Annotated in this window: 25 protein-coding genes; 13 read left to right on the top strand and 12 right to left on the bottom strand. The window is 59.8% G+C overall.

The features are described from left to right. The first annotated feature begins 61 nt into the window (after positions 1-61). Together Q5Y75_RS09385 and deoD are read left to right on the top strand one after the other, a co-directional pair. Positions 62-379, top strand: a complete 318-nt coding sequence (locus Q5Y75_RS09385; protein ID WP_306196619.1) for an H-NS histone family protein — start codon at positions 62-64, stop codon at positions 377-379. A gap of 17 nt (positions 380-396) precedes the next feature. Next, positions 397-1,104 carry a purine-nucleoside phosphorylase gene (deoD, locus tag Q5Y75_RS09390; RefSeq protein ID WP_306196621.1) on the top strand — a complete coding sequence of 236 codons (708 nt, stop codon included), beginning with the start codon at positions 397-399 and terminating at the stop codon, positions 1,102-1,104. A 17-nt stretch (positions 1,105-1,121) separates the two neighbouring features. On the opposite strand, the gene Q5Y75_RS09395 is transcribed toward deoD, so the two are convergent. The 11 genes from Q5Y75_RS09395 to Q5Y75_RS09445 all read right to left on the bottom strand — a co-directional run bounded on the left by Q5Y75_RS09395 (position 1,122) and on the right by Q5Y75_RS09445 (position 9,600). Then, positions 1,122-1,979, bottom strand: a complete 858-nt coding sequence (locus tag Q5Y75_RS09395) for an urea carboxylase-associated family protein (protein WP_306196623.1) — start codon at positions 1,977-1,979, stop codon at positions 1,122-1,124. Positions 1,980-2,279: 300 nt separating this feature from the next. Continuing rightward, positions 2,280-2,426 (bottom strand): hypothetical protein, encoded by a 147-nt coding sequence (locus Q5Y75_RS09400; protein ID WP_306196625.1) that lies wholly within the window; start codon positions 2,424-2,426, stop codon positions 2,280-2,282. A gap of 179 nt (positions 2,427-2,605) precedes the next feature. Further along, positions 2,606-3,385, bottom strand: a complete 780-nt coding sequence (locus tag Q5Y75_RS09405) for a succinate dehydrogenase iron-sulfur subunit (protein WP_306196627.1) — start codon at positions 3,383-3,385, stop codon at positions 2,606-2,608. A gap of 12 nt (positions 3,386-3,397) precedes the next feature. Continuing rightward, positions 3,398-5,203: a succinate dehydrogenase flavoprotein subunit gene (gene sdhA, locus Q5Y75_RS09410; protein ID WP_306196629.1), complete on the bottom strand. Its 1,806-nt coding sequence runs from the start codon at positions 5,201-5,203 to the stop codon at positions 3,398-3,400. Between the two features lie 21 nt (positions 5,204-5,224). Then, positions 5,225-5,596, bottom strand: coding sequence for a succinate dehydrogenase, hydrophobic membrane anchor protein (gene sdhD, locus Q5Y75_RS09415; protein WP_306196631.1), 372 nt, complete (start codon positions 5,594-5,596; stop codon positions 5,225-5,227). Positions 5,597-5,607: 11 nt separating this feature from the next. Then, positions 5,608-5,994, bottom strand: a complete 387-nt coding sequence (gene sdhC, locus Q5Y75_RS09420; RefSeq protein ID WP_306196634.1) for a succinate dehydrogenase, cytochrome b556 subunit — start codon at positions 5,992-5,994, stop codon at positions 5,608-5,610. Between the two features lie 210 nt (positions 5,995-6,204). Beyond that, on the bottom strand, positions 6,205-6,867 hold the full coding sequence (locus tag Q5Y75_RS09425) for a DUF1194 domain-containing protein (protein ID WP_306196636.1): 663 nt from the start codon (positions 6,865-6,867) through the stop codon (positions 6,205-6,207). 67 nt (positions 6,868-6,934) lie between these two features. After that, positions 6,935-7,963, bottom strand: a complete 1,029-nt coding sequence (locus Q5Y75_RS09430; protein ID WP_306196638.1) for a MaoC family dehydratase — start codon at positions 7,961-7,963, stop codon at positions 6,935-6,937. Continuing rightward, entirely contained in the window at positions 7,963-8,169 is a 207-nt protein-coding gene (locus tag Q5Y75_RS09435; RefSeq protein ID WP_306196640.1) for a DUF1737 domain-containing protein, read from the bottom strand. The genes Q5Y75_RS09430 and Q5Y75_RS09435 overlap by 1 nt, the downstream gene beginning before the upstream one ends. A 12-nt stretch (positions 8,170-8,181) precedes the next feature. Continuing rightward, the gene (locus tag Q5Y75_RS09440) at positions 8,182-8,736 is read right to left on the bottom strand and encodes an NnrU family protein (RefSeq protein ID WP_306196642.1); all 555 of its coding nucleotides are present in this window, start codon (positions 8,734-8,736) and stop codon (positions 8,182-8,184) included. Positions 8,737-8,739: 3 nt separating this feature from the next. Beyond that, complete coding sequence (locus Q5Y75_RS09445; protein ID WP_306196645.1) at positions 8,740-9,600, bottom strand: HpcH/HpaI aldolase/citrate lyase family protein; 861 nt, start codon at positions 9,598-9,600, stop codon at positions 8,740-8,742. A gap of 182 nt (positions 9,601-9,782) precedes the next feature. On the opposite strand from Q5Y75_RS09445, the gene Q5Y75_RS09450 reads away from it, so the two are divergent. Beyond that, complete coding sequence (locus tag Q5Y75_RS09450; protein WP_306196647.1) at positions 9,783-10,097, top strand: hypothetical protein; 315 nt, start codon at positions 9,783-9,785, stop codon at positions 10,095-10,097. A 38-nt stretch (positions 10,098-10,135) separates the two neighbouring features. Here Q5Y75_RS09450 and Q5Y75_RS09455 read toward each other — a convergent pair whose 3' ends face one another. After that, positions 10,136-10,891, bottom strand: coding sequence for a sulfite exporter TauE/SafE family protein (locus Q5Y75_RS09455; protein ID WP_306196649.1), 756 nt, complete (start codon positions 10,889-10,891; stop codon positions 10,136-10,138). A 161-nt stretch (positions 10,892-11,052) separates the two neighbouring features. Here Q5Y75_RS09455 and mdh point away from each other — a divergent pair, with 161 nt between their 5' ends. The 10 genes from mdh to Q5Y75_RS09505 all read left to right on the top strand — a co-directional run bounded on the left by mdh (position 11,053) and on the right by Q5Y75_RS09505 (position 22,790). Next, entirely contained in the window at positions 11,053-12,015 is a 963-nt protein-coding gene (gene mdh, locus Q5Y75_RS09460; protein ID WP_306196650.1) for a malate dehydrogenase, read from the top strand. 260 nt (positions 12,016-12,275) lie between these two features. Next, positions 12,276-13,469, top strand: coding sequence for an ADP-forming succinate--CoA ligase subunit beta (gene sucC, locus Q5Y75_RS09465; protein WP_306196651.1), 1,194 nt, complete (start codon positions 12,276-12,278; stop codon positions 13,467-13,469). Between the two features lie 319 nt (positions 13,470-13,788). After that, positions 13,789-14,919 carry a hypothetical protein gene (locus tag Q5Y75_RS09470; protein ID WP_306196652.1) on the top strand — a complete coding sequence of 377 codons (1,131 nt, stop codon included), beginning with the start codon at positions 13,789-13,791 and terminating at the stop codon, positions 14,917-14,919. Positions 14,920-15,042: 123 nt separating this feature from the next. Continuing rightward, complete coding sequence (gene sucD / locus Q5Y75_RS09475) at positions 15,043-15,924, top strand: succinate--CoA ligase subunit alpha (protein WP_306196653.1); 882 nt, start codon at positions 15,043-15,045, stop codon at positions 15,922-15,924. Between the two features lie 123 nt (positions 15,925-16,047). After that, positions 16,048-16,578, top strand: a complete 531-nt coding sequence (locus Q5Y75_RS09480; RefSeq protein ID WP_306196654.1) for a DUF805 domain-containing protein — start codon at positions 16,048-16,050, stop codon at positions 16,576-16,578. Continuing rightward, positions 16,575-17,123, top strand: a complete 549-nt coding sequence (locus tag Q5Y75_RS09485; RefSeq protein ID WP_306196656.1) for a DUF805 domain-containing protein — start codon at positions 16,575-16,577, stop codon at positions 17,121-17,123. Before Q5Y75_RS09480 ends, Q5Y75_RS09485 begins: the two co-directional genes overlap by 4 nt. Then, positions 17,120-20,077, top strand: coding sequence for a 2-oxoglutarate dehydrogenase E1 component (locus Q5Y75_RS09490; RefSeq protein ID WP_306196658.1), 2,958 nt, complete (start codon positions 17,120-17,122; stop codon positions 20,075-20,077). The genes Q5Y75_RS09485 and Q5Y75_RS09490 overlap by 4 nt, the downstream gene beginning before the upstream one ends. Before the next feature lie 3 nt (positions 20,078-20,080). After that, complete coding sequence (gene odhB / locus Q5Y75_RS09495) at positions 20,081-21,586, top strand: 2-oxoglutarate dehydrogenase complex dihydrolipoyllysine-residue succinyltransferase (RefSeq protein ID WP_306196660.1); 1,506 nt, start codon at positions 20,081-20,083, stop codon at positions 21,584-21,586. Between the two features lie 2 nt (positions 21,587-21,588). After that, positions 21,589-21,858: a hypothetical protein gene (locus Q5Y75_RS09500; RefSeq protein WP_306196662.1), complete on the top strand. Its 270-nt coding sequence runs from the start codon at positions 21,589-21,591 to the stop codon at positions 21,856-21,858. Positions 21,859-21,953: 95 nt separating this feature from the next. After that, positions 21,954-22,790: a sulfotransferase family 2 domain-containing protein gene (locus Q5Y75_RS09505; protein WP_306196664.1), complete on the top strand. Its 837-nt coding sequence runs from the start codon at positions 21,954-21,956 to the stop codon at positions 22,788-22,790. The last annotated feature ends 92 nt before the right edge of the window (positions 22,791-22,882 follow it).

The following is a 22,882-nucleotide window of genomic DNA, read 5'->3' on the forward strand; positions in this document are numbered from 1 at the left end:
GAAACCACTAGTGTGGCGCTGTAGCGCCACGCTATTTTTTTGAGTTTCAAAGGAGACAGAAATGGGGATGGATCTGAAAGCGATGTCACGCAAGGAATTGCTGAAATTGCAGTCCGACGTCGAAAAGGCGATCAAAACCGCCGAGCAAAAGGAAAGAAAAGACGCGTTGATCGCGGCCGAGAAAGCAGCGGCTGAATTCGGCTTCTCCTTGTCCGAACTTCAAAGTGATACCAGGAAATCAACCAAAGGTACCAAGGCCGTCGCCAAGTATCGCAACCCGGCCAACCCGGAACAGACCTGGACCGGGCGCGGTCGCAAGCCGCAATGGATTCACGACGCCCTGACCTCAGGGGCCGATATATCCGATCTGGAAATCTGAATTAACAAAGTCTCACGATGACAATTCACATCGGTGCAAAACCGGGCGAAATTGCCGAGACGGTTCTATTACCGGGCGATCCGCTGCGCGCGAAATGGGCGGCGGAAACGTTCCTGGATAATGTACGGCAAGTAAATGACGTACGTGGAATGCTGGGTTTTACCGGCGAATGGAACGGCCATTCCGTTACCATTCAGGGCAGCGGCATGGGAATGCCGTCGCTTTCCATTTACGTGAACGAGCTGATCAGCACCTATGAGGCCAAGACCCTGATCCGGATCGGCTCCTGCGGCGCGATGCAGCAGGATGTGGGGTTGCGTGATGTGATCCTTGCGATGACGGCGTCAACACTCAGCACGCCGTCGCGGGGCATTTTCCGGGAGTTGAACTTTGCCCCCTGCGCGGATTGGAGCCTTCTCAAGGCAGCCACTGAAGCAGCGGAAGCAAAAGGCACCCCCACCCATGTCGGCGGCATCTATTCTTCGGACGTGTTCTATGACGAGCGCCCCGACCTGAATGATCAGATGGTGCGCCATGGCATCCTGGGCGTCGAGATGGAAGCGGCAGAACTCTACAATCTGGCGGCCCGGCACAAATGCCGTGCGCTGGCGGTTCTGACCGTGTCCGATCACCTGCTCACGGGTGAGGCCTTGCCTAGCGATCAGCGCCAGAGCAGTTTCGGCGACATGGTCGAGATCGCTCTAGAGGCCGCCTTCGCCTCATGAACAAATGTCAGGGCGGCTCAGCTGCCCTGACCCCAGCCATGTGACCGGTCATAGCCGTTGGGTTCCGGTGGGGACCAAGCCTCCAACACGCCTTCTGCAGGCGCATAGACCTCAACCAACAGCGGATAACAGGCAGCGACATCCGAAGAATGTTCTGCCGAGCAATCCCCACCGGGGCAGGCGCTGAGCCCGCCCAGCAGATCAATCTCGGCAAAGAACTCCAGATGGTCCCCCGGGCGCACCGGCGAGGCTTTCATGAAGTACTGGCCGGTGTCGCGGGTGAACCCGGTGCACATGAAGACATTCAACACATCATGCACATATGGCTCGGCCTTTTCGGGCGAAACACCCAGGTGATCCGCAAGGGCGCGGGTCAGGTTGGAGTGGCAACAATGATGGTACTGCGTGCCCGCCAGCAGATTGCCGGTATAAGGATCACAGCGCGTGCCGATCACGTCATGCACCGAGCCGCCAAAACTGTCGATGCCATACCAGCCCAGCGTATCTGACGCGATCGTGGCCATGGGCCGGAGATAGGGAAAGCTGCTCCACATGCGCTCGCCCGTGGTCAGATGCGTGCCATGCAGCGCGCGGGTCTTGCCGGAGTAGAAACGCTCGGACAGATCTGACACGTTCCACAGGTTCAGATCGCCAACCTGCGGCCCCTCGACACTTGTGATGCGAAAGAAATGACCGGCTGGCACCTCGAAACAACCCGCGTCGCGCGGCGGAACCAGCGTTTCACTGACTTTCCGCGCGCCTTGCCGGGCTTGCGCGTAAAGCGCCAGATCCGGCGCTGGCAACGTATCATTCGGATAGCAGATCACCGGCGCTACGGCGCGGCGCGCATCGGCATCTTCTGGTGTTTTAGTCATTTTGAGCCCTCTCCCATCGGGAAAGGGCCAGACTGCGCCGCAAGATGCAAGCCTTATTGCCTGAGGCAGGCTTTCGGTTCGTCCAACCCTTTCTGCTCAGCACCGCAGGCGCTGCACCGCCACAGGTCCTCGCTGCGATGCTCGCGCCAGCGGCAATCTCGGGTCAGGCTGGTCGTTCTGGACCTCCAGAAGAAATAGACAAAGACCGCAAGGCCGAGCAATAACAAGAGAACGGGCATTCCCGATCTCTACTCTTCTACGGTTTGTAAGGCAAACCTGTGCGCCCGACAGAAAGCACAATCAGGCAGCGTTGGCGTATTCGAACAACTCCGGCTCACGCTTGTCCAGGTCTGGCACGACCCGCACAGGGCAGTAATAGGCCCAGGCTTCTTCAAGATAGTCCAGCGCTTCTTGCGCCGTTGTTTTGGGGGTTTCGGAGAGTTTCATGATCCGATCCTTTGGTGCCACACCCTCCCTGACAACAGGATAAGACGACGGATCGCGGATTTCACCCCACCTCTTTGCAATCTGGGCATGCGTTGTTTGCATCCGTAACGCAGCGCCGTATTCAACCAAAAACCCCCAGCGCAAGCGCTAGGGGTTCAAAGAGGTCCCGGTTCTATAGATCAGACCGTGCGTTCAACCATCATCTTCTTGATCTCGGCAATTGCCTTGGCCGGGTTCAGGCCCTTGGGACAGGTTTTTGCGCAGTTCATGATGGTGTGACAGCGATAGAGCTTGAAGGGGTCTTCCAACTCGTCCAGCCGCTCGCCAGTGGCTTCATCCCGGCTGTCGATGATCCAGCGATAGGCGTGCAGCAGCGCTGCAGGGCCGAGATAGCGATCCCCATTCCACCAATAAGACGGGCAGGAGGTCGAGCAGGAGGCACACATCACGCATTCGTAGAGACCGTCCAGCTTCTTGCGGTCTTCGATGGATTGCTTCCACTCTTTTGCCGGGCGGTTGGTCTTGGTTTCCAGCCACGGCATGATTGAGGCATGCTGGGCATAGAAATGGGTCAGGTCCGGGATCAGGTCCTTGACTACCGGCATATGCGGCAGGGGATAGATTTTCACATCGCCCTTGATCTCATCCATGCCATAGATACAGGCCAGCGTATTGATACCGTCGATGTTCATCGCGCAGGATCCGCAGATGCCCTCGCGGCAGGACCGGCGGAAAGTCAGCGTCGGGTCGATCTCATTCTTGATCTTGATGAGCGCGTCCAGAACCATCGGGCCGCATTCATCCATGTTCAGGAAATAGGTATCGACGCTCGGGTTCTTCCCGTCATCCGGGTTCCAGCGATAGATCTGGAACTTGCGCACATTGGTCGCGCCTTCGGGCTTGGGCCAGGTTTTACCCGTGGTGATGCGGCTGTTCTTGGGGAGGGTCAGTTGTACCATGTCATCCTCTCCTTAGAAGGTCCGCGCCTTGGGCGCGATTTTTTCCAGATTGATGCCGCCTTCGGCTTCGGTGCTGAGCGGGTCAACAATCACCGGACGATAACTGAGGTCAACCTTGTTGCCCTCGATCCGAGAGACGGTGTGGACCCGCCAGTTCTCATCATCGCGGGTGGTGAAATCCTCATGCGCATGGGCGCCGCGGGATTCCTTGCGCGCCTCGGCGCCGACAATGGTGGCCAGCGCGTTGGGCATCAGGTTGGTCAATTCTAGGCTTTCCATAAGATCGCTGTTCCAGACCAACGAGCGATCCGTGACATGCAGATCGTCCATCTTGGCCGCAATTGCCGTCATCTTCTCGACGCCTTCGGCCATTGTTTTCGAGGTTCGGAACACCGCTGCGTCCGCCTGCATGGTGCGCTGCATTTCAAGCCTCAGTTCGGCGGTCGGCACTGCGCCGCTTGCGTTGCGGATGCTGTCGAACCGGTCGAACGCCTTGTCCACCGAAGCCTGATTGAGAACCGGGTTCGGCGCCTCGGGATCAACGACCTTGCCCGCGCGGATCGCAGCAGCACGGCCAAAGACCACAAGGTCGATCAATGAGTTTGAGCCCAGGCGGTTCGCCCCATGCACCGAAGCACAGCCCGCCTCGCCCACAGCCATCAGGCCGGGCACCAGCGCAGTCGGGTCATCCTTGGTCGGATTCAGCACCTCGCCCCAGTAGTTGGTCGGAATACCGCCCATATTGTAATGCACCGTCGGCAGAACCGGGATCGGTTCCTTGGTGACATCAACACCGGCAAAAATCTTGGCGCTTTCCGAAATGCCCGGCAGACGCTCATGCAGCGCCTCGGCGGGCAGGTGGCTGAGATTCAGGTGGATGTGATCGCCATCCTTGCCTACGCCCCGCCCTTCGCGGATTTCCATCGTCATCGAGCGCGATACATAGTCGCGAGGTGCGAGGTCCTTGTAATGGGGCGCATAGCGCTCCATAAACCGTTCGCCCTCGGAATTGGTGAGGTATCCACCCTCGCCGCGCGCGCCCTCGGTGATCAGGCAGCCCGAGCCATAAATCCCGGTCGGGTGGAACTGAACGAATTCCATGTCCTGCATAGCCAGACCAGCGCGCGCCACCATACCGCCACCGTCCCCGGTGCAGGTATGGGCCGACGTTGCGCTGAAATAGGCGCGGCCATATCCGCCCGTGGCCAGAACCACCATCTTGGCGTTGAAGACATGCATCGTGCCATCGTCCAGCTTCCAGCAGACGACACCCTGACACTGCCCGTCTTCGGACATGATCAGGTCAATGGCGAAGAACTCGATATAGAACTCAGCGTTGTTCTTAAGGCTTTGCCCATAGAGCGTATGCAGAATAGCGTGACCGGTCCGGTCGGCAGCCGCACAGGTGCGCTGCACTGGGGGCCCTTCGCCAAATTCAGTGGTGTGGCCGCCAAAGGGACGCTGATAGATCTTGCCCTCTTCGGTCCGGCTGAAGGGCACACCGTAATGCTCCAGCTCATAGACCGCCTTGGGCGCCTCACGCGCGAGGTATTCCATCGCGTCAGTGTCGCCCAGCCAGTCTGATCCCTTGACGGTGTCATACATGTGCCACTGCCAGTGGTCGGGCCCCATGTTGGACAGCGACGCCGCAATCCCGCCCTGCGCCGCGACAGTGTGCGAGCGGGTCGGGAATACCTTGGTCACGCACGCGGTGCGCAACCCCTGCTCGGCCATGCCCAGCGTAGCACGCAACCCGGCACCACCGGCACCAACCACAACGACGTCATATTCATGCGTCTCGTATTCATAAGCAGCCATGTGTTGAACTCCTATGGCGCGTCAAAGAGCAATACGCGCGATGGCGAAAACGCCCGCTGCGGCTGCTGCATAAGAAAGGCAGATGACCAGAATGATCAGGATCTTTTGGGCCAGCCCGTGAACATAGTCCTCGATCAGAACCTGCGCGCCCTCGGCAAAATGCTTGAAGCCCACGATCAAGGTCAGCACGGCAACAATGGCGGGGAACGGTTTGCTGTAATAGGCGATCACCGCGTCATGCGGCTGTCCCAGCATTGGACCGAATGTGAAGATGAAAAGGGGAACCAGAAACAGCAGCGCAACCGCACTGACTTTCATGGACCAGAAATGTGCGGTGCCGGTTTTTGCGGAACCAAGGCCATCGGCCCGCTTGCGGTCGGTAAGATAACGCATCAGGGGCCTCCTTACGCGACGACGATGAGAGTGATGAGGGTCAGAACAAACGAGCCGATCACGACCGCCCAGCCCAGTTTTTCGGCCACGGGAATATCCAGCCCCAGCGCATTGTCCCAGATCAGGTGCCGGATACCGGCCAGCGTATGATACCAGATCGCCCAGAGCGACAACGCCATGACCACATCGCCCAATAGCGAGGTGACCCACCAATCCGCGCGGGCAAACGCTTCGGGAGAGGTTGAAGCGGCCAGAAACCACCAGACAATCAGCAGCGCCGCAACGATCAGCGCGTTGCCGGTGATCCTCGTCAGGATCGAGGTCACGGAGGTCAGCTGCGGACGATAGATCGTCAGATGCGGCGAAAGAGGGCGGTTGCCCCTGTTGACATCTGCCATGATGGCTCCTTTCCGTTAGCTGCATCGGTTTTAGCGGATTTTTCCCGCCTGTCACCTGCTGCGAGCGCAAACCGTCCGTGTTTTTTGTCACAAACGCTGTGTTTCTCGGATTTGTGATCACACATCCAATTGCTGTGATCACAGGTTGCGCGCAAGATCAACGGCGTGGTCAATTCACCCAGACCGCATTGAAAGAAAACGAATCTTATTTCACTGCGCTGCAGCGGTCTGTTCAGTCACTTCGCGCAGCAATTTCTTCCTGATCCGTTCTGGATAGTCGTGAAATCCCCCGGCTGTGACCACAAATGCGCCATCCCCCATGATCACGTTCTCGAAGAAATAGGCCGTCAGGTCAGGCTCGCTCTGCTCGATGGCGATGGCATTGACCGTGATGTTGCGCGCGGCAAGATCGGCGCGCAGGCTGGTGGGTTCAATCCCTTCGTTCGACATGCCATCGCCCGACAGATCGATAAGATGCCGCTTGCAGGTGGCCACCTCATCAAACCGGTCCATGGTTGTGGCCAACGCCTCTCCAATCGCGGTCGAAAAGTTGCGCCAGACCCGCTTATCCGCAGCGACGGCATCGGCGAACCGGTCAATCGCATCGAAGCTGTCGATCGTGGTCCATGGGATGGTGACCTGCTGGCGCGACGAACCGGTCCATTGAATCAGCATAAGCTGCGCCTGCCCCCGCACCAGCGCCTCAGAGATGATCGGGTCGCGCAGTGCATGGGCCAGCCCGTCCATCTGGATGCGGTATTCCTGAGAATCAACCGACCCGGACACATCCACCGCCAGCGCCAACGCCAGATCACATGCCAGCGCCGGAGTCGAGATGAATGTTGTCAGTGCGAAGGCGCGCAATCCGAACATGGTTTGAGCCTAGCACGAAATTTCGTGCGTGTAGTCAAAAGCCTGTCAGATTGGCGCGCCTTCGCTCCTAGATTGGCATCAGCGCCCAATAGTCCAGATCAAGCAGCACTTCGGGACAATAGCGGCCCTCTTCTGTTCTGAGCTGGAATGGCTCGCCGCCCTTGGTGGCAACCAGCCGCAGTCGAATCGCACCCACGCCGGGCGTGTCGGTTTCGGCCTTTTCCAGCACTTCGGACCAGGCCCGGACCGTGTCGCCCGCCATGCAGGGATTGGCATGCGCCCCGGCATTCAAACCCACGATCATCTGCGCATTGGCCAGACCATTGAAGCTGAGCGTGCGCGCCAGTGAAATCACGTGCCCGCCGTAGATCAGGCGCCCCTCGGGCCGCACGGTCAGATCGAAATGCACTTTGGCCGTGTTCTGCCACAGCCGCGTGGCCATCATGTGCTCGGCTTCTTCAATGGTCACTCCGTCCACATGGTCGATCTTTTCGCCGACCGCGTAGTCGCCCCAGCGGTGCGACTCGCCCGCCAGCGCAAAGTCATAGTTCGAGAAATCCAGCCCCGCAGGCACCACAAGCTGATCGGCAGGGATGACCTTGCTGAGTTCCGGCAGCACGGTCTCGGGCGCGGGGGCTTCCAGGTTCTTTTTGCGCACCATCACCCAGCGGCAATATTCCAGCACCACCTCGCCATGCTGGTTCAGCCCGCGCGTGCGCACATAAACCACACCGGTCTTGCCGTTTGAATTCTGCTTCAACCCGATGACCTCGGATTCCGAGCGCAGCGTATCGCCCGCCCAGACCGGTTTCAGCCAGCGCCCCTCGGCATAGCCCAGATTGGCCACCGCGTTCAGCGAGATATCGGGTACCGTCTTGCCGAAGACCACGTGGAACGCCGCCAGATCGTCAATCGGGCTGGCCCGCAACCCGCAGGCCTGTGCAAAACTGTCCGAAGAATAGAGCGCATGGCGCGCCGGATAGAGCGCATGGTAGAGCGCCCGTTCGCCCCCCGAAACGGTGCGCGGCACCGCGTGTTGCAACGTCTGCCCGACGCTGTAATCCTCAAAGAAAAAGCCCGAATTGGTCTTGCTCATTATTGTTCACCTAGCTTCGTGTCCGGGGTGTAGTTCCCCTCGATCTGTTTTGTGACCGCCTGCGCGCAGCGCATCTTGCCGCTTGCGTGGTCATAGGCGTAAGACGGATCGCCATGCAGGTCCCAGCCCTTGGCCAATGCGGCGCTGACTTTGTGACAAAAGGCCGAGGTGTCTTCCTCGGTCAGAAGGCGATAGAGCAAAGGCATCAGAGTGTTCCTTCAGCCACCAAAGGGCCACGGGCCGATCCAGCCATGGATCAAGCCGATAACAAGCAGCAGAACAACCGAGCCCGCAAAGAACATGCCGTCCTTGGCCAGCGTTCCGGGTTCGCCCGGCACCCATTGCGGCTCGGCCCGGTTGATCACGACTTTCTCGACAATTGACCAGGCCCAAAGCCCGCCAAACAGGATCATGCCAGCCAGATCACCGTTCACCAGTAGATGCGCGATCGCCCAGAGGCCAAAACCCGTCAGCATCGGATGGCGCACATTGTTCAATAGGCGGCCTTTCTGGCCTGCGGGGCTCATCATCCAGATCGCGATCAGCACCAGCAGGTTGTTGACATGCACAAGGAAGCTGGGTGGTGCCCACACATGGATGAACGGAGTCATGCGGAAACCGATCACCATCAGGATGATCGCCAACAGCAATCCAAGAGCCACAACGCCTTTCCCTTTGTCCCCCATCGCCTGCCGCTGCTCTGGCATCAGACGTTTGAAAAGATGCGCGCCCCACCAGAGCGCCAGACCAAGGACCAAAAGGACAAAACCCATAAGCTAGCTCTCCGCTTGCAAGACCTGAATTGCCTCGGCTTTTGCCAGAATTTCACGGGCGGTTGCAACATGCAGGTTCTCGACGATCTTGCCATCAACCACGGCGACGCCCTGCCCCTGGGCGTGAACTTCCTCAAAGGCCGCGATCTGGCGGCGGGCTAGATCGATGTCACCTTCTGAGGGAGCAAAAGCGGTATTTGCCATATCGACCTGCGCCGGGTGGATCAGCGTCTTGCCATCGAAGCCCATATCGCGGCCCTGCTGGCACTCGACGCCCAGCCCGTCCACATCCTTGAACGCGTTATAGACGCCGTCGATGATGACCAGCCCTTCGGCCTTGGCCGCCAGCAGGCACAAGCCGAGCGAGGTCAACAGCGGTTCGCGGTCCGGGCGGAAGTTGGTCTGCAACTCCTTGGCCAGATCATTGGTTCCCATCACAAACCCCGACATCAGCGGGTGCGACGCGATCTGCGCGGCGTTGAGCATGCCGCGAGGTGTTTCCATCATCGCCCAGATCGGGATGTCACCGGTGATTGCGGCCACAGCATCCACGTCTGCCGACGACCCGACTTTGGGAACCAGAACGACATCAGCGCCCATCTCGCGCACCGCTTCTGCATCGGCGCGGCCCCAAGGCGTACCCAGCCCGTTGATTCGCACGATCTGGAACCGATTGCCATAACCCCCCTGCGCCAGCGCGGATTTCAGCGTTTCGCGGGCGGCATCCTTTTCGTCGGCCGATACTGCATCCTCAAGGTCGAAGATGATGGCATCGACGGGCAGCGTTCTGGCTTTATCAAGGGCACGCTCGCGCGATGCCGGGATGTACAGAACGGAACGATAAGGTCGCTGGCGCTGGTCCATAGGCCTCTCCTGAGCAATATTGTTGCGCGGAGAGGTGCATTTTTTGCCGGAAACTTCAAGTGAATTCTCGCCGCAGCGCAGCAAGCCCCCCCCCGTTGCATCCGCCCGAAACGTGACGTTAACCCGGCATCAGGGCCAGTCGCGCAGCCTGTTCTCATTCATTCAGAACAGTGAGGTTCCCAATGACACGCGGCTTTATCAAGATGACAATGGGGCTGGGCCTGATGGCGCTGGCCGCACAGCAGCTGCACGCCCAACAACGCAATTGCGCCCCTCGGGAGGTGGTGCTGGACCGCCTGTCCGAAAAATACGGCGAGAGCCGCCGTGGCATCGGGCTGGTGCAGCAAGGCTCGGTGATGGAGGTCTTTGCCTCGGATGACACCGGAACCTGGACCATCACCGTCACGCTGACCAACGGGATGACCTGTCTGGTTGCTTCCGGTCAGTCTTACGAGGCTTTGGCCGAGGCCATTCCGGCCCGTGGCGAAAAGGCCTGAAAAAAGCGGCACGCGGCGTTTCAGGCGCGGCGCCCGGTTCAGGACAGCGCATCCCAGATCAGCTTGCATCCTGTGATCGTCAGCAGCAGATAGGCGAGCGAGAAGAAAAGCCGCTCTGGCACCCGCCAATGCGCACGCACGCCCAGCCAGGCCCCCAGCAACGCAAAGGGGGCCAGCAAGAAATCAGCCCAGAGCGTTTCCAGCGAAAACAGGCCAAGATAGGCATAAGGAATGGCCTTGGCGAAGTTGATCACCCAGAACACGATCACCGTGCTGGCCTGATATTCGGTCTTTCCCAAACGCTGAGACAGCAGATACACCGCAGCGGGCGGCCCACCCGCATGGCTGACGAAACTGGTAAACCCCGCAACCAGCCCCGCAAACACCCCCGCCGATGCCGATAGGCGCTGCTGAAAACCGTGCACCCAGCCGCGACTTTGTGACAGGTGCCAGATCACGAAACCCACCGAAATACTCCCGATCAGCAGACGCAGCAGATCGGCATCGGTCGCCTTGTAGAGCCACGCGCCAAGAGCGACCCCCGGCAACCCGCCGAGGACCAGAACCCAGGAATCGCGCGTGTTCCAGCGCCTCCAATAGGGTTTCAGCGTCGCCACATCGACCAGCATCAGCAGCGGCAACATCAGCGCCAGCGCCTGTCCCGGCTCCAGTATAAGCGCCAGGATCGAGGACCCGGCAAAGGCCACACCACCCCCGAACCCGCCCTTGGAAAAGCCCGCAAACATCACCGCCGGAATGGCGATCACAAAAAACCAGAGATCAAGCTCAGGCATCGCGCCATCCCAAATTGAACTGCCCGGCCCGAGGTTTAGCCCACTCTCCCGCAAAGCGATAGAGCGCCCGCGCGCCCATGCCGCGTCGCGGAACACTTGCAAGCGGCGGCATTAACGACTAGCAAAACCGCGATTTCAATCTCGGAAGTGGAGACATTTCAATGGCCAGACCCAAGATTGCGCTTATCGGCGCAGGTCAGATCGGCGGCACCCTTGCCCACCTCGCAGCCCTGAAAGAGCTGGGCGACGTTGTTCTTTTCGACATCGCCGAGGGCACTCCCGAAGGCAAGGCGCTGGACATCGCCGAATCGGGCCCTTCCGAAGGGTTTGACGCCAGCCTCAAGGGCACCCAGTCCTATGCCGATATCGCCGGTGCGGATGTCTGCATCGTGACCGCCGGCGTGCCGCGCAAACCGGGCATGAGCCGCGATGATCTGCTGGGCATCAACCTGAAGGTGATGAAATCCGTTGGCGAAGGCATCCGCGACAACGCGCCGAACGCCTTCGTCATCTGCATCACCAACCCGCTGGACGCGATGGTCTGGGCGCTGCGCGAGTTCTCGGGTCTGCCTCACAATATGGTCTGCGGCATGGCCGGCGTGTTGGACAGCGCCCGTTTCCGCCATTTCCTGGCCGAAGAGTTCGAAGTGTCGATGAAAGACGTCACCGCCTTTGTTCTGGGTGGTCATGGCGATACGATGGTGCCGCTGACCCGCTATTCGACCGTTGCAGGCATCCCGCTGCCCGATCTGGTCAAGATGGGCTGGACCACGCAGGAGAATCTGGATGCGATCGTGCAACGCACCCGTGACGGCGGTGCCGAAATCGTTGGCCTGCTGAAAACCGGGTCGGCCTTCTACGCGCCAGCCACCTCCGCCATCGAAATGGCCGAAGCGTTCCTGAAAGACCAGAAGCGCGTGCTGCCCTGCGCAGCCCATGTGGATGGCGCGCTTGGCCTCAAAGGCATGTATGTGGGCGTGCCCACGGTGATCGGCGCGGGTGGGGTCGAACGTGTTATCGATATCAAGATGACCAAAGACGAGCAGGCGATGTTCGACAATTCGGTCAACGCGGTCAAAGGTCTGGTCGAGGCCTGCAAGGGAATCGACGCCTCGCTGGCCTAAGCGCCACCGCACCATTGCGCAGTTTCAATGCGCGCCCTCAACGGGCGCGCATTTTTTCATTCCCGCCAGAATCATTCAGTCCAAACCGGTTTCGGGATCATCGAAACATGGCGCGATGTTATTTTGTGATCACACTTTTTTTCGTGTGATCACAAAAGCCAAAAAACGACTGTTTTTCCATCATTCCTGCAAAAAACCCTTTAAATCCACATCTCACACGCGCCAAAAAGTCCCAAACGCAGCCACACGGGACAGTTTTCATGAACATCCACGAATATCAGGCGAAAGCGCTTCTGCGCAGCTATGGCGCTCCGGTGTCAGAAGGACATGTCGTCACCCGCGCCGACGAAGCCAAAACCGCCGCCGGAGAGCTTGACGGACCACTTTGGGTCGTCAAGGCGCAGATCCATGCGGGCGGGCGCGGCAAGGGCAGCTTCAAAGAGTCCGACGCAGGTGAAAAGGGCGGGGTACGCTTGGCCAAGTCCGTCGAGGAAGCCGCCGAAGAAGCCAAGAAGATGCTGGGCCGCACGCTTGTGACGCATCAGACCGGTCCGGCGGGCAAGCAGGTCAACCGCATCTATATCGAAGCCGGTTCCGGCATCGAGACCGAGCTTTACCTCGCTCTGCTGGTGGATCGCCAGACCAGCCGTGTGTCCTTCGTGTGCTCGACCGAAGGCGGCATGGACATCGAAGAGGTCGCCGCCTCCACGCCTGAGAAAATCCTGTCCTTCTCGGTTGATCCCGCCACCGGCTACCAGCCCTATCACGGTCGTCGCATCGCCTTCTCGCTGGGTCTGACCGGCGGTCAGGTCAAGCAATGCGTCAAGCTGATGGGCCAGCTCTATAAGGCCTTCATCGAGAAGGACATGGAAATGCTGGAGATCAACCCGCTGATCGTGACTGACAGTGGCGATCTGAAAGTGCTCGACGCCAAGCTGGGCTTTGACGGCAACGCGGTCTACCGCCACCCCGACATTGCCGAACTGCGCGACACGACCGAGGAAGACCCCAAGGAACTGGAAGCCTCCAAGTACGACCTGAACTATATCGCGCTGGATGGCGAGATCGGCTGCATGGTGAACGGCGCCGGTCTTGCGATGGCCACCATGGACATCATCAAACTTTACGGGGCCGAGCCTGCCAACTTCCTCGACGTGGGTGGCGGTGCGACCAAAGAGAAAGTGACCGAAGCGTTCAAGATCATCACCTCGGACGACAACGTCAAAGGCATCCTGGTCAACATCTTCGGCGGCATCATGCGCTGCGACGTCATCGCCGAGGGCGTTGTCGCCGCGGTGAAAGAGGTCGGCCTGCAGGTTCCGCTGGTCGTGCGTCTGGAAGGCACCAATGTCGAGAAAGGCAAAGAGATCATCAACACCTCCGGCTTGGACGTGATCGCAGCGGATAACCTGAAAGACGGTGCCGAGAAGATTGTGAAGGCAGTGAAGGGGTGACACCAGCCAGTCTTCCATCCGGTCGCTGCGAAGAAGCGGGCGAAATGTTCCTGTCGGGCGTCTCCACGCGCCCGGTCGGAATGTGGCCGCGTCTGCGTCGGCGCAAGCCCGTATTGGCAAGTGCGGATGCATCTGCCCGGGCCGGAACGTTTGCTGCACCCGGATGGAACCGGCACACGCGAGCGTGCGGCGCATCTTTTGCGCCGGCACCTTGCACCGTCGTCGCAAGGGCACGACCGCAAAAGCAAGCTGGCCACGATGGCAAGGCGCGCCAGATCCTGCCAAATCCGACATCCGCTCCGGGCAAGGAAGCTGAACGATGAAAGCGATTGTTCATGTCGGCTCTCCCAAGGCTGGATCGACCTCGATCCAGGTCTTCCTGGAGCGGAATAGCAGCGCGTTGGCGCAGCAGGGAATCCGATATCAGCGTCATACGAAGCGCTTCAGCGCACAGGTCGAATTCGGGGTTGCAGCATGCTCGGCGGCAGGCAGGATGATCACGCAAGGCCCAATGCGGGGCAAGCTCGGGATACATGACCTGGAGAGTCAAAAGGCCTTCAGCGACGATTTCCTCAAGCAATTCAAGCGCCAGCGAAAGCGTTGGAAAGAGGATGAGTTTGTCCTGTCCGCCGAACAGTTTCAGGTATGGCTCAATACGCCAGAACTGATCGCTGTCTTTGACGATTTGCTGGGCAAGCATTTCGACGAGGTGCGGTATGTCCTGTATCTTCGTGCCCCCGAGGAACTGGCGCTCAGCGGCTATTCGGAGCGCCTCAAACAGGGCATGATCAAAACCTTCGACGAATTCCTGGACACGCGACCGCTGAAGCGGGCGAACCAGAATGTCGCCGTGCGGCGCTGGGAGGATGTGGTGGGCCCCGATCGGCTCGACGTACGGCTTCTGGACCGGGACTTCCTGGTCGAGGGTGATCTGATCGCGGACTTCTGCCATGTCCTCGGCATCAGCCCCGAAGGTCTCAAACAGCCGCCGCGAGTCAACCAGTCGCTTTCGGCCGAGGCAGCTGCCTTTCTCCTGCGGTTCAATCGGTTGATCCCGGAATTGGGGAGCGATGGGCGGACCAATCCGCTGCGCGGCGCGGTAGCCGACGAGATCACGAAAATGTCTGACCAGGGCAGGCCCCTGCGCATGACGCCACAGCAGTTTGAAAGGATCCGGGCCGAGACTGCCAAAGGCTGCGAAGCGCTGCGGGCGCGCAGATTCCCACAGCAGGTTCAACTCTATTCAAGCGATGTCGAGCGGCTGGTGGAAACCAATCCCCCACCAGAGGCCTCCGACCTCGACGCGGCGATAACCCTGGCGGTAAAGCTCTACGCGATGACACGAATGGGTGACCTCCAAGCGCTGTCCGGCAGCAGACGTACCCGTGCGATCCTGCACGAGGATGGTTCGCCCCCGGCGCCTGCCAGCACAGGGATGGAGAAGAAATGACGATGGCCTCAAAACAACAACCGGAGCACTGGACGGCGCAGGTCATCTGAGACGGCAACGCCCCCGCGTCCTTTGCATGCGGGTGGCATAACGGGACAAGACTAGAAAGAGAGGAAACGCGGCATGGCCGTACTCATCGACGAAAACACCAAAGTCATCTGTCAGGGCCTGACCGGCTCGCAGGGGACTTTCCACACCGAACAGGCCATCGCTTATGGCACGAACATGGTTGGCGGTGTGACACCAGGCAAAGGCGGGATGACACATCTCGATCTGCCGGTCTTCAACTCGGTGCACGAAGCCAAGGCGGTGACCGGGGCCAACGCCTCCGTCATCTACGTCCCGCCCCCCTTCGCGGCGGACTCGATCCTCGAAGCGATTGATGCCGAGATGGAGGTGATCGTCTGCATCACCGAAGGCATCCCGGTTCTGGACATGATGAAGGTGAAACGTGCGCTGGAAGGCTCGAACTCTCGCCTGATCGGCCCCAACTGCCCCGGTGTCATCACACCCGACGCCTGCAAGATCGGCATCATGCCGGGCCACATCCACAAGCGCGGTTCAGTTGGCGTTGTGTCCCGGTCGGGCACCCTGACCTATGAAGCCGTCAAGCAGACCACCGATGTAGGTCTGGGGCAATCCACCTGTGTGGGCATCGGCGGCGATCCGATCAAAGGCACCGAGCATATCGACGTGCTGGAATGGTTCCTGGCTGATGACGAGACCGAGTCGATCATCATGATCGGTGAGATCGGTGGCTCGGCCGAGGAAGAGGCCGCGCAATTCCTGGCGGATGAAGCCAAGAAGGGCCGCAAAAAACCCACCGCAGGCTTCATCGCAGGCCGCACCGCCCCTCCGGGCCGCCGCATGGGCCACGCGGGCGCGATTGTCGCCGGTGGCAAGGGCGGTGCCGAAGACAAAATCGAAGCCATGCGCTCGGCCGGTATCGTCGTGGCCGAAAGCCCGGCGCAGCTGGGTGAGGCTGTGCTGGAAGCGATTGGGTAAGATGCGACAAGCGCTGATCTCAGAGCTGAGGGCGGCGCCCCACCCCATGGCGGGCGAGAAGCGCCCGCCTTGGGGGATAAGCCGGGCGCTGCCCAGCGGTGTCCCCCAGGCGAGACAGCCGTAGTGGGACCACTGAAAGCCATATCCTTGGGCATCCGAAAGGTGTTCTTATTTTCTGGCCGCGCTTCGCGATCAGAATATTGGTGGATGCTGTTGGCCTCTTTTGTGCTTGTTCTGAGCTTCCAGACGGTAGCTGCTAGCCTGATCATTGGGCTTTTGGGCCCGGAAGCGATGGCATCCGGGGAGTTTACAGCAAAGAACCTTCCTTTGGGCTTGATGTTCTCAGCCTCGGTTTTCTTGTTTAGTTTCTTAATGCTTCCGACTGTGTCGCGACGGTTTAAGGATCACGGCTGGCGCGGTGGCTGGTTTTATATCGCGGCTTGGATAAACGGCGTATCTGGAGCTGGGGTATTGCTCTGCACGTTGTTGTTTCTCGCCGGGTACGCAGGATCTGCTACCCGTATTTTCTTGCCATTTATCCCACTAAGCTTCATCCCGTATGGAAGCGTGTTGTGGTGCTTCTGGATCGGCTTTGTGCGGCCTGAAAATGGGCCCAACCAATACGGCGCAAACCCTGCCGGAGTAGCTGCATGACTTTCTCCGATGCCGTCAAAACCTGCTTCCGGAAATACGTCACCTTCTCGGGGCGGGCCTCCCGCGTCGAATACTGGTTTTTCTTCCTGTTCGTCGTGATTTGGAGCGCGCTGGCCGGAATCATCGACTGGCAGTTCTTCACGCAAGTGACACAAACACAGGTGGGTGACACCACCACGACCACCGCCACCTCCAATGGCCCGACACAGAGCATCGTCGCGCTGATCGTCTTCCTGCCCCACCTATCGGTGGCGTGGCGGCGGATGCATGATAGCGGGCGCAGCGGGCTTTATGCGCTGTTTCCGCTGCTGCTGGTGCTGGGGGCGCTCGCCATACTGGTCTTTGGCATCGGCCTTGCCTCGACCTTCGGGCATAGCGGCGCACACCAGCTTGATATCCTCTTTACCCGCGCCACGCTCCTGATCGTGATCCCGACATTGATCATTCTCGTACTATCGCCGCTTCTGATGCTGTGGTGGCTGACCCGCCCCAGCCAGCCCGGCACCAACAAATACGGTCCCAACCCACATGAGGTAACATCATGACCGACCAATCGCCCAACGACCAATTCCACGCCTCCAGCTTCATGCAGGGGCACAATGCGGCCTATCTGGAGCAGCTTTATGCCCAATATGCCAATGACCCCAACGCGGTGGATGCCGCCTGGGCCGAGTTTTTCCGACAAATGGGCGATGCCGAACTGGATGTGAAGGCTGACGCGGCTGGCCCCTCCTGGGCGCGCAATGATTGGCCACCGATGCCGGCCGATGATGTGACCGGCGCGCTGACCGGGGAATGGCCTGTGGCCGAGACCAAGGCAGCGGGCAAGAAGATCAAGGACAAGGCGGCAAGTGCCGGTGTCGAGGTCAGCGACGATCAAATCAAACGCGCCGTGCTCGATTCTATCCGGGCGCTGATGCTGATCCGGGCCTACCGGATCCGGGGCCATCTGGTGGCCGATCTGGACCCGCTGGGCATGCGGTCCGGCACCCCGCATCCCGAGCTTGACCCGCGCACCTACGGGTTCAGCGATGCGGATATGGACCGGCCGATCTTCATCGACAACGTGCTGGGGCTTCAGGTCGCCTCGATGCGCCAGATCGTCGAGATCGTCAAACGCACCTATTGCGGCACCTTCGCGCTGCAATACATGCATATTTCGAACCCCGATGAAGCCGCTTGGCTCAAAGAACGGATCGAGGGATTCGGTAAAGAGGTCCGCTTCACCCGTGAGGGGCGCAAGGCGATCCTGAACAAGATGGTGCAGGCCGAAGGGTTCGAGAAATTCCTGCATGTCAAATACATGGGCACCAAGCGGTTTGGCCTGGACGGCGGCGAGAGCCTGATCCCGGCGATGGAGCAGATCATCAAGCGCGGCGGCGCGCTTGGGCTGCAGGATATCGTGATCGGTATGCCGCACCGGGGCCGTCTGAACATCCTCGCCAATGTTATGGGCAAGCCCTACAAAGCCATCTTCAACGAGTTCCAGGGCGGCAGCTTCAAGCCCGAGGATGTGGATGGCTCGGGCGACGTCAAGTACCACCTCGGAGCCTCGTCGGACCGTGAGTTTGACGGCAACAACGTGCACCTGTCCCTGACCGCCAACCCCTCGCATCTTGAGGCGGTGAACCCAGTGGTTCTGGGCAAGGTCCGCGCCAAGCAAGACCAGTTGAATGACACCGACCGCACCAAGGTGATGGGCATCCTGCTGCATGGGGATGCGGCCTTTGCCGGTCAGGGCGTTGTGGCCGAAGGGTTCGGCCTGTCAGGTCTGCGCGGCCACAAGACCGGGGGCACGATGCATATCGTGGTGAACAACCAGATCGGCTTCACCACCGCGCCGCATTTCAGCCGCTCCAGCCCTTATCCGACAGACATCGCGCTGATGGTTGAGGCCCCAATCTTCCACGTCAACGGCGACGATCCAGAGGCGGTCGTGCATGCCGCCAAGGTAGCGACCGAGTTCCGGCAGAAATTCCACAAGGACGTGGTGATCGACATCTTCTGCTATCGCCGGTTTGGACATAACGAGGGCGACGAGCCCATGTTCACCAACCCGATCATGTACAAGCGGATCAAGACCCATAAGACCACGCTCAGCCTCTATACGGAGCGTCTGGTCAAGGATGGCCTGATCCCCGAAGGCGAGATCGAGGATATGAAGGCGGCCTTCCAGGCCTATCTGAACGAAGAGTTCGAGGCCGGGAAGAACTACAAGCCCAACAAGGCCGACTGGCTGGATGGCCGCTGGTCGCATATGGACAAGAGCAAGGACGAATATGTCCGCGGCGACACCGCGATCAAGCCCGAGACACTGGCTGAAGTCGGCACTGCGCTGACCCGCGTGCCCGATGGGTTCCCCATGCACAAAACAGTGGGGCGGCTGGTCGAGGCCAAGAAAAAGATGTTTGCGACAGGCGAGGGATTCGATTGGGCCACCGGCGAAGCGTTGGCCTTCGGCTCGCTGCTGACCGAAGGCTACCCGGTTCGCCTCTCGGGTCAGGACGCCACGCGGGGTACCTTCTCGCAACGCCATTCCGGCTTCGTCAATCAGGACACCGAAGACCGCTTTTACCCGCTCAACAATATCCGCGCCGGACAGTCGCAATATGAGGTGATCGACTCGATGCTCAGCGAATATGCGGTGCTGGGTTTTGAATATGGCTATTCACTGGCCGAACCCAACGCGCTGGTGTTGTGGGAGGCGCAGTTCGGTGATTTCGCCAACGGTGCACAGATCATGTTCGATCAGTTCATCAGCTCAGGTGAATCGAAGTGGTTGCGCATGTCGGGGCTGGTCACCCTGCTGCCGCACGGGTTCGAAGGGCAAGGCCCGGAACACAGCTCGGCCCGGCTGGAGCGGTTCCTGCAGATGTGCGGCCAGGACAACTGGATCGTGGCGAATTGCACGACGCCCGCAAACTACTTCCACATCCTGCGCCGACAGCTGCACCGCACCTTCCGCAAGCCACTGATTCTGGTGACGCCCAAATCGCTGCTGCGCCACAAGCTGGCGGTCAGCAAGGCCGAGGAATTCACCACCGGGTCCAGCTTCCACCGGGTTCTGTGGGATGACGCCCAGCAGGGCAATTCCGACACCAAGCTCAAACCGGATAACAAGATCAAGCGTGTGGTGCTGTGTTCCGGCAAGGTCTATTTCGACCTGCTGGAGGAACGCGACGAGCGCGGCATCGACGATGTCTACATCATGCGGATTGAGCAATATTATCCGTTCCCGGCCCATTCCCTGATCAACGAACTTGAACGCTTCAAAGGTGCCGAGATCATCTGGTGTCAGGAAGAGCCCAAGAACCAGGGCGCCTGGAGCTTTATCGAACCCAATATCGAATGGGTGCTCACCCGCATCAAAGCCAAACACTCGCGCCCCCGCTATGTCGGGCGCGCGACCTCGGCCTCGCCCGCGACAGGTCTGGCCAGCCAACACAAAGCCCAACAAGAAGCGCTCGTGAACGAAGCGCTGAGCATCGAAGGAAAGTAACCGATGACAACCGAAGTTCGTGTTCCCACGCTTGGCGAATCCGTGACCGAAGCCACGGTCGCCACCTGGTTCAAGAAACCCGGCGATGCCGTCGCCGTGGATGAGATGCTCTGCGAGTTGGAGACAGACAAGGTCACGGTCGAGGTCCCCTCGCCCGCTGCCGGCACCATGGGCGAGATCGTGGCCGCCGAAGGCGACACCGTCGGGGTCGATGCCCTGCTCGCAACCATTCAGGCTGGCGAAGGCGCGGCCCCCGCACCCGCTGCGGCACCTGCTGAAGCCCCCGCGCCTGCGGCGTCGGGAGGCTCGGTCGATGTGATGGTCCCCACGCTGGGCGAGTCGGTCACCGAAGCAACCGTCTCCACCTGGTTCAAACAGGTGGGCGACAGCGTTGCGCAAGACGAAATGCTGTGTGAGCTGGAAACCGACAAGGTCTCGGTCGAGGTGCCCGCCCCGGCGTCGGGTGTGCTGGCCGAAATCACCGCACCCGAAGGCACCACCGTGGATGCGACGGCCAAGCTGGCGGTGATCTCGGGCGCGGCCAGCGGCGCCGCTCCCGCCCCTGCCGCAGCAGCGGCCCCGGCGGCCAGCGCGGCGACCAGCGGTAAGGACATCGCGAATGCGCCCTCGGCTGAAAAAGCCATGGCGGAGGCGGGTCTGAGCGCCGATCTGGTGCAGGGCACCGGACGCGATGGGCGTGTGATGAAAGACGATGTTGCCCGTGCTGTTGCCGCCGCTGCAACTTCGACACCCGCCGCCGCGCCTGCTGCCGCACAGGCCCCGCGTGCGCCGGTCGCGGCTGAGGATGCCTCGCGCGAGGAACGGGTCAAGATGACCCGCCTGCGCCAAACCATCGCCAAACGCCTCAAGGATGCCCAGAACACCGCCGCGATCCTGACCACCTATAACGAGGTGGACATGACCGAGGTGATGGCGCTGCGCAACCAGTACAAGGACCAGTTTGAAAAGAAGCACGGCGTGCGCCTGGGTTTCATGTCCTTCTTCACCAAGGCCTGCTGCCACGCGCTGAAAGAAGTTCCGGAAGTCAATGCCGAGATCGACGGCACCGACATCGTCTACAAGAACTTCGTGCATATGGGCGTTGCCGCAGGGACACCACAGGGTCTGGTGGTTCCGGTCATCCGCGATGCGGACGCGATGTCCTTCGCCGCGATCGAGAAAGCCATCGCCGAAAAGGGCAAACGCGCCCGTGACGGCAAGCTGTCCATGGCCGAGATGCAGGGTGGCACCTTCACCATCTCTAACGGCGGCGTCTATGGCTCGCTGATGTCCTCACCGATCCTAAACCCGCCGCAATCGGGTATTCTGGGCATGCACAAGATCCAGGATCGTCCGATGGCCATCAATGGCGAGGTCAAGATCCGCCCGATGATGTATTTGGCGCTGACCTATGATCACCGCATCGTCGACGGTAAAGGCGCGGTCACCTTCCTCGTGCGCGTCAAGGAAGCGCTGGAAGACCCCCGTCGCCTGCTGATGGACCTGTAATCATGGCAACACATGTACTCTGGCAGGCCGATGTGGCCGATTTCGACGTCTGGCTGGATGTTTTCCGCGAGGACGAACCAGCGCGCAAATCCGCCGGGATCAAAGACCTGCATGTCTGGCGCGACCCTGATCGTGCCAATCACGCCATCGCCATGTTCGAGATCACCGATCTCGAACAGGCCAAGGCATTCTTGCAATCCGAAGGCTTCGCCCTTTATCACGAACGCGGCGGCGTCGCGCATGTCGAAGTGAAGCTGCTGGACCCCGTGTAACCCCGAAAGGCAATCGATCCTGTGCGCCCATCCTTCATTGCGCCCGGCTGGCGGAACCTCCTTTCCAGAACACTTAGGTTACGGTAGCGCGATCCATGGCGATGATATTTCACGAACCGGAGTTGCGACCTCGCGAGCGTTTCAGCCTGTTGGAAGCTGCGATGCAGCGCTATCCGGACGATTTCCCGTCGACCGAGTCCGCGCGTATATTCCTGAACCAGGTTGTTGCCCCAGCCAGTGTTCGCTGGGTCTACAAAGGCAACGGAAAAACTGGAACATCGTCAACCAAACGGTTCCTGTTTGAGTTGGAATTCGGAGTTCCGCTGTCCACGCAAGTCAATCTCCCCTACGACATCAACCCGGATGCCGCAGCGCATAGGTTGGCGTCGGCAAACGTGTTTCGCGAACTTTCAAATATACCTGCGGGCCTCACCGTCCTGGACTCCGCGTTGCGCCTGACCACCGTGCGAAACCCGATCAGCCGGGCAACATCGGCATTCCTGTATCTTTGCGCCGCTGCAGATCAGCGGCACATATGGCTTTCCGACGACCGGCTGCGCATGAACGCCTTGGTCGGTTTTGACTGGGAACGCGATATTCGAACCCCTCAGGGCATGGAGAAATTTCTGGATTACATTCAGATCATGATTGAGAACCTTGGCGAAGATGCCATCAACCGGCATTGGCGACCTCAGGTGACCAGTGTCAAACCAAAGGTTCTGCGACCTCATCTGGTTGGAAAAACAGAGGATATGGAAACATTCTACAGGGCGATTGCAGAGCGCCTCGATACTCGCCTTCCAGACAGTTGGGTCGTGCCAAAAGCAAACAAGAACGCATCAGGCTTTGATCCAAAGACTTTGCTTTCGGCAGAGGCGCTTTCGCGGATCGAGGTGATTTATGCGAGAGATTTCGAAGAATTCGGCTATTAGGGTCAGGATGGGTGCAAATGTCACAATCCGGAATTATCGGTACATGCCCAAGTACCGAGACTGGCGAGGCTGAGGCCTCAAGATCGTGAAGG

The sequence above is a fragment of the Ruegeria discodermiae genome (assembly GCF_030758345.1).
In the GTDB taxonomy this organism is placed as follows: domain Bacteria; phylum Pseudomonadota; class Alphaproteobacteria; order Rhodobacterales; family Rhodobacteraceae; genus Ruegeria_C.